This is a genomic window from Microbacterium sp. (assembly GCF_047607225.1).
GTDB lineage: Bacteria > Actinomycetota > Actinomycetes > Actinomycetales > Microbacteriaceae > Microbacterium.
Window position 1 is genome coordinate 1 of the sequence record NZ_JASGDO010000046.1, and the last position, 15144, is coordinate 15144.

At 69.9% G+C, this 15144-nt stretch carries 15 protein-coding genes; 6 read left to right on the plus strand and 9 right to left on the minus strand.

What is annotated here, in order from left to right; translation table 11 throughout:
• Window positions 1-62: 62 nt before the first annotated feature.
• Genes QM591_RS09455 through QM591_RS09470 form a run of 4 tightly spaced genes read right to left on the minus strand, consistent with a single transcriptional unit; the run spans window position 63 to window position 4407 of the window.
• Window positions 63-1232: a glycoside hydrolase family 1 protein gene (locus QM591_RS09455; RefSeq protein WP_415131908.1), complete on the minus strand. Its 1170-nt coding sequence runs from the start codon at window positions 1230-1232 to the stop codon at window positions 63-65.
• 19 nt (window positions 1233-1251) lie between these two features.
• A complete protein-coding gene (locus QM591_RS09460; protein WP_415131910.1) occupies window positions 1252-2145 on the minus strand; it encodes a carbohydrate ABC transporter permease in 894 nt (297 codons plus the stop codon).
• A gap of 1 nt (window position 2146) precedes the next feature.
• A complete protein-coding gene (locus QM591_RS09465; protein WP_415131912.1) occupies window positions 2147-3115 on the minus strand; it encodes a carbohydrate ABC transporter permease in 969 nt (322 codons plus the stop codon).
• A 2-nt stretch (window positions 3116-3117) separates the two neighbouring features.
• On the minus strand, window positions 3118-4407 hold the full coding sequence (locus tag QM591_RS09470) for a sugar ABC transporter substrate-binding protein (protein ID WP_415131914.1): 1290 nt from the start codon (window positions 4405-4407) through the stop codon (window positions 3118-3120).
• A gap of 130 nt (window positions 4408-4537) precedes the next feature.
• On the opposite strand from QM591_RS09470, the gene QM591_RS09475 reads away from it, so the two are divergent.
• The 5 genes from QM591_RS09475 to QM591_RS09495 all read left to right on the plus strand — a co-directional run bounded on the left by QM591_RS09475 (window position 4538) and on the right by QM591_RS09495 (window position 8460).
• The gene (locus tag QM591_RS09475) at window positions 4538-5248 is read left to right on the plus strand and encodes a TetR/AcrR family transcriptional regulator (RefSeq protein ID WP_415131916.1); all 711 of its coding nucleotides are present in this window, start codon (window positions 4538-4540) and stop codon (window positions 5246-5248) included.
• A 34-nt stretch (window positions 5249-5282) separates the two neighbouring features.
• Complete coding sequence (locus QM591_RS09480; protein ID WP_415131918.1) at window positions 5283-5732, plus strand: MarR family winged helix-turn-helix transcriptional regulator; 450 nt, start codon at window positions 5283-5285, stop codon at window positions 5730-5732.
• 5 nt (window positions 5733-5737) lie between these two features.
• Entirely contained in the window at window positions 5738-7129 is a 1392-nt protein-coding gene (locus QM591_RS09485) for an MFS transporter (protein WP_415132018.1), read from the plus strand.
• On the plus strand, window positions 7113-8189 hold the full coding sequence (locus QM591_RS09490) for an NAD(P)H-dependent flavin oxidoreductase (RefSeq protein ID WP_415131920.1): 1077 nt from the start codon (window positions 7113-7115) through the stop codon (window positions 8187-8189). The genes QM591_RS09485 and QM591_RS09490 overlap by 17 nt, the downstream gene beginning before the upstream one ends.
• A gap of 67 nt (window positions 8190-8256) precedes the next feature.
• The gene (locus QM591_RS09495; RefSeq protein WP_415131922.1) at window positions 8257-8460 is read left to right on the plus strand and encodes a hypothetical protein; all 204 of its coding nucleotides are present in this window, start codon (window positions 8257-8259) and stop codon (window positions 8458-8460) included.
• A 30-nt stretch (window positions 8461-8490) separates the two neighbouring features.
• On the opposite strand, the gene QM591_RS09500 is transcribed toward QM591_RS09495, so the two are convergent.
• The 5 genes from QM591_RS09500 to ddaH all read right to left on the minus strand — a co-directional run bounded on the left by QM591_RS09500 (window position 8491) and on the right by ddaH (window position 14220).
• Window positions 8491-9336 (minus strand): transglutaminase family protein, encoded by an 846-nt coding sequence (locus tag QM591_RS09500; protein ID WP_415131924.1) that lies wholly within the window; start codon window positions 9334-9336, stop codon window positions 8491-8493.
• Complete coding sequence (locus QM591_RS09505; protein ID WP_067166420.1) at window positions 9333-10265, minus strand: alpha-E domain-containing protein; 933 nt, start codon at window positions 10263-10265, stop codon at window positions 9333-9335. Before QM591_RS09505 ends, QM591_RS09500 begins: the two co-directional genes overlap by 4 nt.
• The gene (locus QM591_RS09510; RefSeq protein WP_415131926.1) at window positions 10259-11962 is read right to left on the minus strand and encodes a circularly permuted type 2 ATP-grasp protein; all 1704 of its coding nucleotides are present in this window, start codon (window positions 11960-11962) and stop codon (window positions 10259-10261) included. The genes QM591_RS09505 and QM591_RS09510 overlap by 7 nt, the downstream gene beginning before the upstream one ends.
• A 177-nt stretch (window positions 11963-12139) precedes the next feature.
• Window positions 12140-13360: an ornithine--oxo-acid transaminase gene (gene rocD, locus QM591_RS09515; protein WP_415131928.1), complete on the minus strand. Its 1221-nt coding sequence runs from the start codon at window positions 13358-13360 to the stop codon at window positions 12140-12142.
• Window positions 13357-14220, minus strand: a complete 864-nt coding sequence (gene ddaH, locus QM591_RS09520; RefSeq protein WP_415131930.1) for a dimethylargininase — start codon at window positions 14218-14220, stop codon at window positions 13357-13359. Before ddaH ends, rocD begins: the two co-directional genes overlap by 4 nt.
• A gap of 186 nt (window positions 14221-14406) precedes the next feature.
• Between ddaH and QM591_RS09525 the strand changes: the two genes are divergently transcribed.
• Window positions 14407-15135 carry a hypothetical protein gene (locus tag QM591_RS09525; RefSeq protein WP_415131932.1) on the plus strand — a complete coding sequence of 243 codons (729 nt, stop codon included), beginning with the start codon at window positions 14407-14409 and terminating at the stop codon, window positions 15133-15135.
• Window positions 15136-15144: the final 9 nt, after the last annotated feature.

Genomic DNA, 15144 nt, shown 5'->3' on the forward strand with positions numbered 1-15144 from the left:
GCCGACCGCGCCGACAGCGACGGCGGGTGGCGCGAGCACCCCCGCGCCTAGCGAGCCGCCCGTCAGTCCACGGTGAGGGCGTTGCCCCGCGCCACGCCGCCCAGCCACGCGAGGCTCGGCTTCGGACGGCGGACGAAGGTCTCCCGGTCCCATCCGATGAGCCCGAACGTCGGCGCGTAGGAGCCCCACTCGTAGTTGTCGAGCAGTGACCAGTGCAGGTAGCCGATGAGGGGGAGACCCGCGGTCATCTCCGCGTGGAGCGCACGGAGGGCGTCACGGGTGTAGTCGATGCGCCGGGCGTCATCGGCGGTGGCGATGCCGTTCTCCGACACGTAGACCGGGAGTCCGGTCACGTCGTGGGCGAGACGAGCGGCCTCGGCGATCGCCGGCGGGTAGTACTCCCAGCCCGTGAGCGTCTGCTCGACATCGTCGGGAGCGGGCAACGGCCCGTCCTTCGTGATGCGCGTGCGCGTGTAGGCCTGGACGCCGACGAAGTCGTCGCCGCGCGAGGCCTCCAGGAACACCGTCTCGCGGGGGTAGGCGTAGGCGCGCAGCACCTCTTCGGCGCCCGGGTCGGCGAAGAACTGCTGCGGTGCGACGGGCCATCCCACCGGACGTCCGGTCGTGCGGACCAGCTCGACTGCGCGCCGGTGCGCCGCGATCACATGCTCGGTGACGATCGGATCGGGCTCGGGGAGGGCGCCTGCCTGAATCTGCTGGTTGCCCTTCCCGGCGAAGATCATCGCGAGGATGTTCGGCTCGTTGATCGTGAACACGTGCGACGCGGAGTACAGGAGGGGCAGCACGATCTCGACGAAACGGGCGAAGCGGTCGACCGAGGCGGGATTGCGCCATCCGCCGTCGGCGGCGAACCACTGCGGCGTCGTGAAGTGGTAGATCGTGATCGCGGGGTCGACGCCGAGCTCGAGACAGCAGTCGATGACGCGGCGATAGTGGTCGAGGGCGGCATGGGAGACCATGCCCTCGGCGGGCTCGATCCGCGACCACTCCAGCGAGAAGCGGTAGGTGTCCAGGCCCGACGCCGCCAGCAGCGAGATGTCCTCGCGGTACCGGTGATAGCTGTCGGCGGCGTCTCCCGAGGGCTCGGCCAGCGGCGAGTCGGGGGCCACTTCGCGCGGCCACCAGTCGCTGTTGACGTTGCCGCCTTCGATCTGGTGTCCGGCGGTGGCTGCTCCCCAGGCGAAGCCGTCGGGGAAGGCGAGAGTCGTCATCGATCGTCCTTGTCTGGGCTCACTTGAGCCCGGTCATGGTGATCCCTTGCACGAAGTAGCGCTGCAGGAAGAGGAACAGGATGAGGATGGGGGTGACCACCAGCACCGACCCGGCCATGAGGAGGCCGTAGTAGGTGCCGTTCGACCCCACCGAGTAGAGCGAGAGGGCCACCGGCAGGGTGTACATCGACTCGGTCTGGGCCACCACAAGGGGCCACAGGAAGTTGTTCCACGAGCTCAGGAACGTGAGGATCGCGAGGGTCGCGATCGCGGGGCCGCACTGCGGGAGCACCACGCGGAGGAAGATGCGGAACTCGCCCGCCCCGTCGATCCGCGCCGCTTCCAGCAGGGCGTCGGGCACCCCCATGATGAACTGCCGCATGAGGAAGACCCCGAGGGGCCCCGCCAGGAACGGCAGGATCAGCGCCGGATAGGTGTTGACGAGCCCCATGTTCGCGACGAGGACGAACATCGGTACAAGCGTCACGACGCCCGGCACCATGAGGGTCAGGAGCACGAGGGCGAAGAGCACCTTCTTGCCGGGGAACTCGAGCTTGGCGAGCGCGTAGGCGACCATCGAGCAGAACACGATGTTCCCGACCACCACGACCAGCGCCACGACCACCGAGTTGACGAAGAACTGGCCGTAGTCGAGCTGGGTGAGCCAGCGCGAGTAGTTGTCGAGCGTGGCCTGCTCGGGCCACCACGTGATGGGGCGCTGCAGCAGCTCGCCCTGCGTCTTGAAGCTGCCGAGCAGCATCCACAGGAACGGCATGAGCGTGAGGATCAGCCCGATCGTCAACGCGAGGTAGGTCGCTCCGCGCGACCACGAGACGGGACGGCGACGACGCGGCGCGCGCGTGCTCGTCGGCGAGGGGACGGCCGGAACGACCGGCGGAGTGATCGTGGCCATGTCAGGTGTCCTTCGATCGCAGCAGGCGGAACTGCACGGCTGAGAGCGCAGCGATGAATGCGAACAGCACGTACGCGGCGGCCGAGGCCAGCGAGTAGTCGCCGTAGCCGAACTGGTTGTAGACGTAGTAGCTGATGGTCAGGGTGGAGTTCAGCGGACCGCCCTGGGTCATCACGAACGGCTCCTCGAACACCTGCAGAAACCCGACCGACAGCAGCACGGCGCCCAGCAGCAGCGTCGGACGCATCAGGGGCAGGGTCATCCCGGTGAAGCGGCGCCAGGCACCCGCGCCATCGACCTCGGCCGCCTCGTAGACGTCCCGCGGAATCGCCTGGAGGCCCGCGAGGAAGATGATCATGAGCGTGCCCATGTTCCGCCAGGCCCCCATCGCGATGATCGACGGCATCGCCCAGACGGGATCGTTGAGCCAGTCCGGTCCGTTGATCCCCACCCACGACAGCACGGTGTTCAGGAGCCCGGAGTCCTGCAGGATGAAGCGCCACACCACCGCGACGGCGACGATCGAGGTGACCACCGGGGTGTAGAAGCCCACGCGGAAGACGCCGCGGAAGCGCTCGATGCCCGAGTTGAGGGCGACGGCAAGGAGGAGCCCGAGCGCCATCGTCAGGGGGATCCCCACACCGACGAAGTAAAAGGTGTTGACGATGGACTTGAGGAACAGCTCATCCTGGAACAGCGCCCCGAAGTTGTCGAAGGCGATGAAGTTCACCGCGAACGGCGAGCGGAGGTCCCGCACCCCTAGGTCGGTGAACGACATCGCGAACGAGCCGATGAGCGGTCCGAGCATGAAGACCGCGAAGATCACGAGGAAGGGGAGGGCGAACACCCACGCGACGATCGCCGTCCGCCGCCGCTGGCCCGCCATCCCACCCCGTGCGCGGGTGACCGCAGAGCGGTCCCCGGCGGGGCGCCCGGAACCCGCCGGACGCCCCGCGGTGGCCACCGACATGATTACCAGCCCGTCCCGAGAGACTCCGCCTTCGCCTCGATGGCGGATGCGGCCTCATCGGCACTCGAGCCGTTGGCGACCTTCTCGGCCTCGGTCTCGATGAACGCCGACATCTCGTCCCAGCTGGGCACCGACGGCGGGGCGACCGTGTTCTCCAACTGGTCGTTGAGCACGGAGATGCGGGCATCGGAGGTGTAGGGCTCGGCGTCGAGCACCGAGGTGACCGCCGGGAGGTCGCTCGTGAGGTCGAACCACGCCTTCTGCGTGTCGGCCTGCGACAGCCACTTGATGAACTTCCACGCGCCGTCGGCGTTCTTCGCGTCGGCGAAGACGCCCAAGTGGCCGCCACCGAGGTACGAGTCGTTGTTGGCGGCGCCGGCGGGCACCGGCACGGTCGCGACGTTCTTCGCGACCCAGTCGGCGTCCTTCATGTCGGCCAACACCGACACCATCCAGGGCCCCGAGATGAAGGCGGGGTTGGAACCGTCGGTGAATGCGGCGGTCTGCGAGTCGCCGTAGCCCGAGAGGGGGGCAAGGCCGTCGGTGAAGAACGACGCGTAGTACTCGAGCGCCGCTACGAGCGCGTCGTGGTCCCACGCGTAGGCGTCTCCCGCGCTGTTGAGCACCTCGCCGCCGGCCTGCGCGTAGAACGGCAGAATCACCTGCGTGGAGTCCTCCGCATCGCCCATGGGAAGTTGGATGCCGTGTGCGGCACCGGCGTCGGTGAAGCCCTTCGCGAACGCGGTGAGCTCCTCCCACGAGGTGGGCGCCGAGAGGCCGGCCTTCTCCGCCAGATCGCTCCGGTAGTAGAGCACGCGGGTCTCCACGTACCACGGGACCGCGTAGGACGCCCCGTCCACCTGGGTCGACTCCGCGGCCGTCGGGTTGAGCGTGGACTCGTCGACCACGCCGTCGGGGACGGGGGCGAGTCCTCCGGCCGCGACCATCGAGGGCAGGAGCGACGACCCGATCATGATCGCGTCGGGAACCGTTCCCGCCGCCACCGCGGTCTGGTACTTCGTCATGACGTCCGCCCACGGGATCGTGGTCACCGTGATCTTGGCGTCGGGGTTGGCCTCGGTGAAGGACTCGGAGAAGTCGCCGAGGTTCTCCCCCTCCTCACCCATCGCCCAGATCGTGATCTCGCCGGTCGCGGGGCCGTCATCCAGCGCCTGGGCAGACGGCGCATCGGAACCGGTGGGGGCGTCGTCGGCGCGACCACAGCCGGCGAGCGCGAGCACCCCGACCATGCCGAGCGCTCCGAGTGCGACCACTCTGCGTGTCATCTTCATGGAGTCCTCCTCATCGAGATCGAGAGCGGCATCATGAGCCCTCGACGGTGATCCAAAACAAACCTAGCGACTGCTCGCTTAGTTTGTTCACCATAGACTGAGGACGCCAGCACGCGCAAGGGAGGCACCCATGGCCGACGATCGCCCACGGACCGATGCGACCGCGAGCCCCACGGAGTCCGCGGCGCCGTCTGCTCGCCCCGACCTGCGGCGGGTCCGCGGCGACGCGCGACGCGAACGGATCCTCTCCACCGCCGTCGAGGTGTTCGGCGAGCAGGGCTACCGCGGCACCTCGGTGCGCGAGGTCGCGCGGCGGGTCGGCATCTCCGACGCGGGCCTGCTCCACCACTTCGGCTCCAAGACGGCGCTCCTGGCCGCCACGATCGCCGAGCGCGACGAGCGCGACCGGGTGCGGCGCGAAGAGTCGGAATCCGCCGGCACGTCGTTCGTCGACACCATGCGCGAGCAGGTGGCGCGCAACGCCCACTCCCCCGGCCTGGTGGCGCTCCACGTCGTCCTCTCGGCCGAGGCCACCGATCCGCAGCACCCCGCCCACGACTCGTTCCGCGAGCGATACCGGCACCTCCGACACCAGGATGACGCCGCGTTCCGCCGCCTGCAGGAGGACGGCGACCTGCGCACCGACCTCGATCCGCGTCGCGTCGGACAGCTCGTCACCGCCATGATGGACGGTCTCCAGCTGCAGTGGCTGCTCGACCCGGACGAGGTCGACATGGTGGGCCTGTTCGAGGACTTCCTCCATCTGCTGGGGATCCCGGCTCATCCCACGCCGCCAGAGGACCGAGCCGCAGTACCGAACGACGATGGGTCGCCCAGGTAATTAGCAAGACTAATGAGCTATGCTAAGTAATCGCATGAGCTCGACAGACATCTCCCCCGATCCCGCCGTCCACCACGCCCTCGCCTCCGACTTCCGGATGGCCACCTTCCGCCTCGCACGACGCCTGCGCTCGCAGCGCGCGGTCGACAGCATGAGCGACGGCCAGTTCGCCGTGCTCGCGGCGCTCAAGGTGCACGGACCCCACACCCTGAGCGAGCTCGCGGAGCGCGAGCGGGTGTCGGCGCCGTCGATGAACCGCACCGTGAACTGCCTCGAGGAGTCGGGATACCTCACCCGCACGGCCGCCGACGACGACCGCCGCAAGGTGCGGATCGCCTTGACCCCCGACGGCCTCGCCGTCGTGGAGGAGACCACCCGCCGGCGCGACTCCTGGTTGGAGCATTCGCTCGACGCGCTCACCGACGCCGAGCGCGCGACCCTCACCGAGGCCGCCGAGATCATGCGGAAGGTGGCCGACCGATGAGCGCCATGTTCCGCTCCTTCTCCGTCTTCAACTACCGGGTGTGGTTCATCGGCGCGCTCGTGTCGAACGTCGGCGCCTGGATGCAGGCGACGGCGCTGAGCTGGGTCGTGCTCACCGAGTTGACCGACAACGACGCCGCAGCGATGGGCGTGACGATGGCGCTGCAGTTCGCCCCGCCGCTCCTCCTCGTGAGCGTGACCGGGTGGGTCGCCGACCGCTTCGAGCGCCGCCGGCTGCTGATGCTCACCCAGAGCCTCCTGCTCCTTCTCGGCGCCGCGATCGGCGTGCTCCTGCTCCTCGGTCTCATGACGCTGCCCCTGATGTACGCGTTCGCTCTGGCACTGGGCGTCGTCGCCGCGTTCGACAACCCCGCCCGCCAGGCCTTCGTCTCCGATCTCGTGTCCCGCGAGAACGCCTCGAACGCCGTCGCCCTCAACGCCGCCTCCTTCAACGGCGCCCGCATGATCGGGCCGGCCGTCGCCGGGATCGTGATCGTCGCGATCGGCACGGGGTGGGTCTTCCTCGTCAACGCCGTGACGTTCCTCGCGATGATCGTCGCCCTCGGCCTCATCCGCACCGACCAGCTCGTCCCCCGCGCCGCCGCACCCGGCGCCGCGCGATTGGCCGACGGGTTCCGCTACGTCGCGGGGCGCCCCGACCTCGTCGTGGCGTTCGTGATGGTGTTCCTCCTCGGCGCGTTCGGGATGAACTTCCCGATCTTCGCGTCGACGATGGCCCTGGAGTTCGGGCAGGAGGCCGACGGGTACGGACTGCTCAGCTCGATCCTCGCGATCGGTTCACTCGCCGGCGCGCTCATGGCCGCGCGCCGCGACCGGGCCCGGATCCGCATGGTGATCCTCGGGACCGGTCTGTTCGCCATCGCCGCCACCGTCTCTGCGTTCATGCCGACGTACTGGCTCTACGCGGCGACCCTCATGGTCACCGGCTTCGCCGTGGTCACCATGCTCACGACCGCCAACGGGTACGTCCAGACCACCACCGACCCGGCCCTGCGCGGGCGGGTGCTGGCGCTCTACATGGCGATCCTCATGGGGGGCACCCCGCTCGGCGCCCCGATCGTCGGGTGGGTGGCGGCTGAGTTCGGGCCGCGCATCGCGATCCTCGTCGGCGCGGCCGCCGCCCTCGTGGCCTTCGCCGTCGGGTTCGGCTGGCTCCTCGTCTCGGGCCGCCTGCACCGGAACGAGTCCCGGCGCTTCGCGTTGACGATCGAGGAGACCCGCCCCATCGCCGTCGTGGCCCCGGAGGAGTTCAGCGACGAGGTGGCGGCCACGACCCCCATCCGGCTTCCCGATCCCGTCCGCCCGGGCGACGTCGTCGAGCGCCGCCGCATCTCCTCCGACACCGCCGCGGATCGGCGTCATGCCCGCTCCCGCTGACCGCCCGCAGCTCGCGGAGATGCTCGGGATCCAGACGCCGATCGTGCTCGGTCCCTTCGGTGGGATGTCCTCGATCGCGCTGACGGCCGCCGTGAGCAATGTGGGCGGACTGGGGTCCTACGGACTGTACGGCTACGACGGCGAGCGGATCGTCGAGACGGCCTCGCTCATCCGCGCCGCGACCGACCGCCCGTTCGCCCTCAACCTCTGGATGCCCACCGGCACCGAGGTCGTTCCCGGACAGGTCGACACGACCGCGGCGCTCCGCACGGCCGCGCCGTTGTACGACGCCCTCGGGATCCCCATCCCCGCGGGAACGCCCGAGCGCTACCTCGTCGACGTCGGGGAGCAGCTCGAGGCGGTCCTGGACGCTCGCCCCGCCGTCCTCAGCGTCATCTTCGGGATGCCCGACCCGGACACGATGGAACGGCTCCGCGCCCGCGACATCCGAGTCATCGCGGGTGCGACGACGGTCGCCGAGGCCCGCGCCGTCGCTGCCGCGGGAGCCGACGCGGTCGTCGCGAGCGGCGCCGAGGCGGGTGGACACCGCATCAGCTTCCTGCGACCGGCCGAGGAGTCGCTCGTCGGCACGGTCGCCCTCGTCCCGCAGGTGGTCGATGCCGTCGACATTCCCGTGATCGCCGCCGGCGGCATCGCCGACCGCCGCGGGGTCGCCGCCGCGTCCGCCCTGGGGGCGGCCGGCGTTCAGGTGGGCACCGCGTTCCTGCGCACCCCCGAGTCGGCCGCGAGCGCCGCCCACCGCGCCGCCCTCTCCCGCATCGCCGCGGAGGACACCGTGCTCACCCGCGCCGCCACGGGGCGCTGGGCGCGCGGGATCCGCAATCGCCTGCTCGAGACGGTCGACGCGGGCGAGATCGCCCCGTTCCCCGCCCAGAGCTGGGTCGTCGGAGCGTTGCGTTCCGAGGCCAACCGGCGGGGAGAGGGCGACCTGCAGTCGCTCTGGTCGGGCCAGGCCGCGCCGCTCGCGAGCGATGTCTCGGCCGCCGACCTCTTCGCGGAACTGGCAGCGGGCCTGCCGGAGGAGAACCCGCATCGGTGACGACCTCCGCGGTCGCGGCGTTGTCAACCCCGGGGGCGGGACGGTGGCGCCGCCCTATCCTGTCGGCATGAGCACCCCGGAATCCGACGACGACCAGCAGACAGCGACCCCCGCCCAGCCCGCGCAGAACGCCCCGACTGAGCGCGATGCGCCGGAGGAGGACAAGGCGCCCGCCGGTGGCGACGAGACGACCGAGGACCAGCTCGACGCCGATAACGCCGCCGAAGAGGCGACGATCGCCGCCCTCGACCCCGACGACTCCCCCGCCTGACCCGCGGCCCCCTGACCGGCGACCCCGGGCTCAGGCTTCCCGTGTGATCGTGACAGCCACGTGGAGGTTGCTCTTGAAGGGACCGGCGTACACTCCGCGCAGCGGCGGCACGTCGTTGTAGTCCCTGCCGCGTCCGACGAGAACGTGCCGGTCGCCGATCTCGGCGGTGTTGGTGGGGTCGTAACCCTGCCAGTCCCCGACGTACCACTCCACCCACGCGTGCGACTCGCCCGTCGCCGCCACCCCGATCTCGGGGTTCGGGTGCGGGTGCAGATACCCCGAGACGTAGCGCGCGGGGATCCCGACATGGCGAAGCGCTCCGAGGGTGATGTGGGTGATGTCCTGGCACACGCCCTTGCGCTGGACCCACGCCTCGGCGGCGGTGGAGTGGACCCCGGTGCTCCCAGGCATGTACTCGACGGCATCGCCGATCGCGCGGGCGATGGCCAGAGCCGCGCCCGCCGGGGTGTCGTGCTCGGCGGCGATGGCCTGCGCGATCTCGGCGACCTCGGGGTGGGGGGCCGTGCGCGCGGTCTGCCCGCGCATCTCGACCGTGGCGATCTGACGCTCGGACTCCCGAGCGAGGCGATCCCAGTCCAGATCGGTCGGCTCGAGCGGCCGCGGACGCACCTCGACGAGGGAGCGCGCCGTGATGCGCAGCGACGAGTGACCCGCCAGCACGTCGAACGAGGCGACGCGCGTGCCGAAGTAGTCGACGTAGTGGTTGACGCTCGAGTTGGGCTCGATGTCCAACTGCGAGCTCAGCACGAACTGGCTGTCGGTGGAGCTCGGGAGCATGCGCGCCTCGTTGTACGACGCTCCGACCTCGCCCTCATAGCTGAACCCGGTCGCGTGCTCGATGCGCAGGCGCTTCATGAGGTCTCTCCGATCCAGCTCGGCTCGGCATGGGTGGGGAAGAAGCGGCTGCGGATCGCCTCCGACGCCTCACGCGTGACCTTCTGCACCCGGTCCATGTGGAGCGGCAGCTCGTCGAGGATCTCGGTGATCGGGCGGTACTCGAGGTCGTTGCGGATGCGTCCGAGCGCGCGCAGCACCGTGTTGGAGTGACCCACGCGGTCGGCGACGGGGTCGATCGCGCGCATGCAGTCCTCCGCGCGCTGGATCGAGTGGATGATCGACCGCGGGAAGAGGCGGTCCAACAGCAGGAACTCCGCCGCATTGCTCGCGCTCGGCATACCGCGATACGTGCGGACGTACGCCTCGTAGGCGCCGCACGAGCGGAGGATCGTCGTCCACGACGGCCCCGACGCCTCGGTCAGCGAGCGGGTCGCGAGCATCCGGGCCGTCATGTCGGTGCGCTCGATGGAGCGGCCGAGCGTGAAGAACTGCCACGCCTCGTCACGGCTCGTCGACGAGTCCGAAATGCCGACGGCGAGCGCCGCCCGCTCGCGCACCCACTGGAAGAACTCGTGCACCTTCTCGTCGTTGAGCCGTCTCGGCATCCGCGAGTAGGTCGTGTTGAGCGTCTCCCACAGCTCGGTGGAGACGATCTCCCGGGCACGGCGGGCGTTCTCGCGGGCAGCCTGCAAGGAGTAGGCGATGCTCGACGGGTTCTGCCGGTCGACGGCGAGGTGGGTGAGCACGTCGCCGCGCGTCACCCGCTCCACATCGGCAGGCGGGAAGCTCCCCATGACGCCCATGAGGGACCGGCACGCGGTGTCCTCGTCGATCCACGGGTCCTCCAGCAGGAGCTGGAGGTGGACGTCGAGGATGCGCGCGGTGCCGTCGGACCGCTCGATATAGCGTCCGATCCAGAACAGCGACTCGGCGATGCGGCTCAGCATGATCCCGCCTCCTCGGTGTGAGGAGCGGACGGACCCGCATCCCTCCCCTGTTGCTGCTGTTCCTGCTGTTCGCCACTGGAGCGAGGCCGGTCCTGCGGCGAGTGGGCCTGCTCGTCCTGCGGGTCGTAGATGATCGTGATCGCCTCGGTGACCGACGCCTGCTCGGCCACGAGGCCGGCGAGGTTCTGCCCCTGCGCGTACTCGGAGCTGCGCGGGGCGTCACCGCCGACGATCCACGTGTCCTTCGATCCGCCGCCCTGGCTGGAGTTGACCACGAGCTGCCCCTCGGGGAGCGCGACGCGGGTGAGCCCTCCCGGCAGCACCCACACGTCGTCGCCGTTGTTGACGGCGAAGGGTCGGAGGTCGGCGTGGCGGGGACGCATCCCCTCCTCCACCAGCGTCGGGATGGTGGACAGCATCACGACGGGCTGCGCGATCCACCCCCGCGGGTCGGTCAGCAGTTTCGTCCGCAGCGTCTCCAGCTCCGCGCGGCTCGCGTCGGGCCCCACGACCAGGCCCTTGCCGCCCGAGCCGTCGACGGGCTTGACGACGAGCTCGTCGAGCCGGTCGAGCACCTCCTCCAGCGCGTCCGGATCCTCCAGACGCCACGTGTCGACGTTCTTCAGCACCGGCTCTTCGGCGAGGTAGTAACGGATGAGGTCGGGCACGTAGGTGTAGAGGAGCTTGTCGTCGGCCACTCCGTTGCCCACCGCGTTGGCGATCGTGACGTTGCCCAGTCGCGCGGCGAGCATGAGGCCGGGAGCACCGAGCATCGAGTCGGCGCGGAACTGCAGCGGGTCGAGGAAGTCGTCGTCGACACGGCGGTAGATGACGTCGACCCGGCGCGGTCCGCGCGTCGTGCGCATGAACACCTTGCCGCCGACGCACTGCAGGTCGCGACCCTCCACGAGCTCCAGTCCCATGAGCCGCGCGAGGAGCGTGTGCTCGAAGTAGGCGGAGTTGTAGACGCCGGGGGTCAGGACGACGACGTTCGGGTCGTCGATCCCGGGCGGGGCGGAGGCACGCAGTGCCTGGAGGAGCTTGTTCGGGTAGTCGCCCACGGGCTGCACGCGCATCGAGACGAACAGCTCCGGGAGGGTCTGCGCCATCACCCGGCGGTTGGAGATCACGTAGCTGACCCCCGACGGCACCCGGACGTTGTCCTCCAGCACGCGCATCTCGCCGTGCTCATCGCGGATGAGGTCGATCCCCGCCACCTGGATCCGCACGCCGTTGGCGGAGCGGATCCCCGCCGCCTGGCGGTAGAAGTACTGCGACGAGGCGATGAGAGCGGCGGGGAGCACACCGTCGCGGACGCAGTGCTGGTGACCGTAGGCGTCGTCGAGGAAGGCCTCGAGGGCACGCACGCGCTGCGTGACGCCGCGTTCGATGCGCGACCATTCGTCGTACTCGATCACACGGGGAACCGCATCGAGCGGGAAGGGACGTTCCTCGCCCGCGAAGTCGAAGGTGACGCCTTGCGCGAGGTACGAGCTGGCGAGCGAGTCGGTGCGCCCGCGCAGCTCCTCCTGGGTCATCCGCGCGAGCGTGTGGTAGAGCTCACGATAGGCCGCGCGCGATTCGGCCGGCGCTCCCGGGTGCGGCGGATGGCCGAACATCTCGTCGAACGCCGGCACCCCCGACGGCGTCTTCCTCGGGGCCAGCGTGGAGCCGTATCCGTCGAACAGGTCACCCATGACATGAGCCTAGTCCGGGCCGTGTTTCCAGAAGATGACGCTCCCGCGCGAGCCGGTCCTGTGGAGAATCCTCCCCGTTCGGGCACGCGACACAGGAGAACTCCGCTAAACAGGACGCTCCACTCGGGATAGTCCTGCACTCCGGAGTTCTCCTGCGCTGCCGCGCGAGGGGTGGCGTCAGCCGGCGAGGACCACGCGCAGCTGTTCGACGGCCCAGTCGATCTCGGTCGCCCGGATGACCAGCGGCGGTGCGATACGGATGGTCTGTCCGTGGGTGTCTTTCACCAGCACACCGCGCCCGAGGAGCCGCTCTGCCACTTCGCGCCCCGTCCCCACCCCCGGATCGATGTCGACGCCGGCCCACAGGCCCGCCACGCGCACCGCCGTGACGCCGTGCCCGACGAGAGCGCGCAGCCGCTCGTCGAGATGGTCGCCGAGCGCCTGCGCCCGTGTCTGGAACTCACCCGAGGCGAGCATCTCGACCACGCGGGTGCCGACCGCGGTCGCGAGGGGATTGCCGCCGAACGTGGAGCCGTGCTCCCCGGGGCGGATCACTCCGAGCACATCGCGATCGGCGACGACGGCCGACAACGGCACGATGCCGCCGCCGAGCGCCTTGCCGAGCAGGTACACGTCGGGCACGACGCCCTCCCGATCGCACGCGAACGTCGTGCCGACGCGGGCGAGTCCCGACTGGATCTCGTCGGCGATGAACAGCACGCGGTGACGGTCGCACAGCTCGCGCACCGCGCGGAGGTACCCCTCCGGCGGGATGACGACTCCGGCTTCCCCTTGGATGGGCTCGATCAGCACGGCGGCCGTGTTCTCGTCGATGGCCGCCGCGATCGCCTCCGCGTCGCCGTAGGGTACCGACACGAACCCGGGTGTGTAGGGCCCGAAGTCGTCCCGCGCCTGGGGGTCGTCACTGAAGCTCACGATCGTGGTGGTGCGCCCGTGGAAATTGCCGTTGGCGACGATGACGGTCGCCTTTCCCTCCGGCACCCCTTTCACGCGGTAGGCCCACGCCCGCGCCACTTTGACGCCCGTCTCCACCGCCTCCGCGCCCGTGTTCATCGGCAGCACGAGGTCTTTGCCGCTGAGCTCGGCCAGCGCCGCGGCGAAGTCTCCGAGCCGGTCGTTGTGAAAGGCGCGGCTGGTGAGGGTGATCCGGCCGAGCTGCTCCGTCGCCGCGGCGATGAGCGCGGGGTGGCGGTGCCCGAAGTTCACGGCGGAGTAGGCCGAGAGGAGATCGAGGTAGCGCTTGCCCTCGATGTCGGTGACCCACGCGCCTTCGCCGCGGGCGACGACCACCGGCAGCGGGTGATAGTTGTGGGCGACGTGCTCTTCTTCGGCAGCGATCACGTCACGCGTGGAGTCGTCGAGGGCAGGGATGGTCATCGGGTACCTCGCAGTTCGAGTGTGCAGCACTTGATCCCGCCGCCCCCGAGCAGGAGCTCGGACAGGTCGATCGGGACGGGGCGGTAGCCGCGCTCACGCAGCTGCTCCGCGAACCCGGTCGCCCACGGCGACAGGAGGACGTTGAGCCCGTCGGAGGCGGAGTTGAGTCCGAACACGGCGCCGTCGTCGTCGGAGACCCGGATCGCGTCGGGGAACCGGCGCTCGAGCACCGTCCGCGAGGCGTCGTCGAACGCCGAGGGGAGGTAGGCGATCGTCGCTGCCGCGACACCGCCCTCCCCCTCCACGGGATCGAGCACCGAGATCGCCGTGTCGAGGTGATAGAACCGGGGATCGACGAGGGTCAGGGAGACCACCTCACGATCGAAGGCCTCGGAGACCTCCCGGTGACTCGACGGGTCGGAGCGGAAGCCGCTCCCGGCGAGGATCGTGTTGCCGACGAGGAGGAAGTCACCCTCGCCCTCCTGCACCGCCCGCGGCTCGACCACCTCGAAGCCGTGCGCGGCGAACCAGTCCATGAACGGCCGCTCCTCGCCGCGCCGCTCATCGACGCGGAACTTCACCCCGAGAGCGCGCCCATCGATCACGAAACCGCCGTTGGCGGTGTAGACCATGTCGGGGAGTCCCGGAACCGGATCGATCAGCTCGATCTCGTGGCCGAGGGCGAGGTAGGTGTCGTAGAGCGTCTGCCACTGCGCGAGGGCCTTGTCCGTGTCGGTCGGGAGCGACGGCTCCATCCACGGATTGATCCGGTAGCTGACCGTGAAGTACTCGGGGCGGCACATGAGGTAGCGGCGGTGCTGCGCGATGCGCTCGGGCGCGGATTCGAAGCGAGTGGACATGAGGCTCCTCGGACTGCCGGCGGCGGACGCTGTCCCCGGGCCCGGCGGCCCTTCGACCCGCGCTCGTGATGAGCATCGGGGAAAGGTCGTCACGGGCACGCCGTGGGCCCATTCTGTCAGACGACGGCGGCGCAATCCCGGCCCGGGCCGACACGCATCTGCGCGGGGATCTGCGATGCTGTGGGCATGGCACGACGTTCGGGGGAAGAGACCCGCGCGCTCCTGCTTCGTGTGGGAATGCAGATGCTGCTGGAGCGCGGGGTGAGCGCAGGGGTGCAGCACATCCGGCTGCAAGACGTCCTGCGTCGGGCGGGGCTGACCACCGGTGCCGCCTACCGGCTGTGGGTCGACCAGACCGACTATCAGCGCGACCTCTCGGTCGCCATGGTCCGGCTGCGCTTGAGCGCCCCCACGGACTACGCGCGCAGTGCGGTCGAAAGCCTCATCGCCGCCGGCGCCAGCGGGGACGACGTCATCCGCGCCGCGGCCGCCTCTCACGTCCGCTCCGCCGCCCTCGACAGCGACGACCCCGACGACGTCGCCGACGGACAGTCGTTTCTCATCGCCCTCGCCCTGCGGACCACCTCCCGCACCTGGCCGGAACTGCGCGAGGCCAGCCGGGAGCGGCACCGCGAATCGATCGCGGCCTTCGCGGAGTTCTACCAGTTCCTCATGGAGGCCTACGGACTGCGGATGAAGTCGCCCCTGCGGATCGAGGACTTCACCGAGGCCATGGCGGCGATGGGCGAGGGCTTCGCGATCCGAGCGCTGGAGGGCATCCCCCACCCCACGTACGAGGCGACGGCCGGCGACGACGTGCCGGAGGGCCCCTGGACGCTGTTCGCGCTGGGAGTGCGAGCGCTCGTCAACGAGTTCATGGTGCCGGTCGATGCCGATGATGCTCCGGAAGGCTGACCCCGCTCC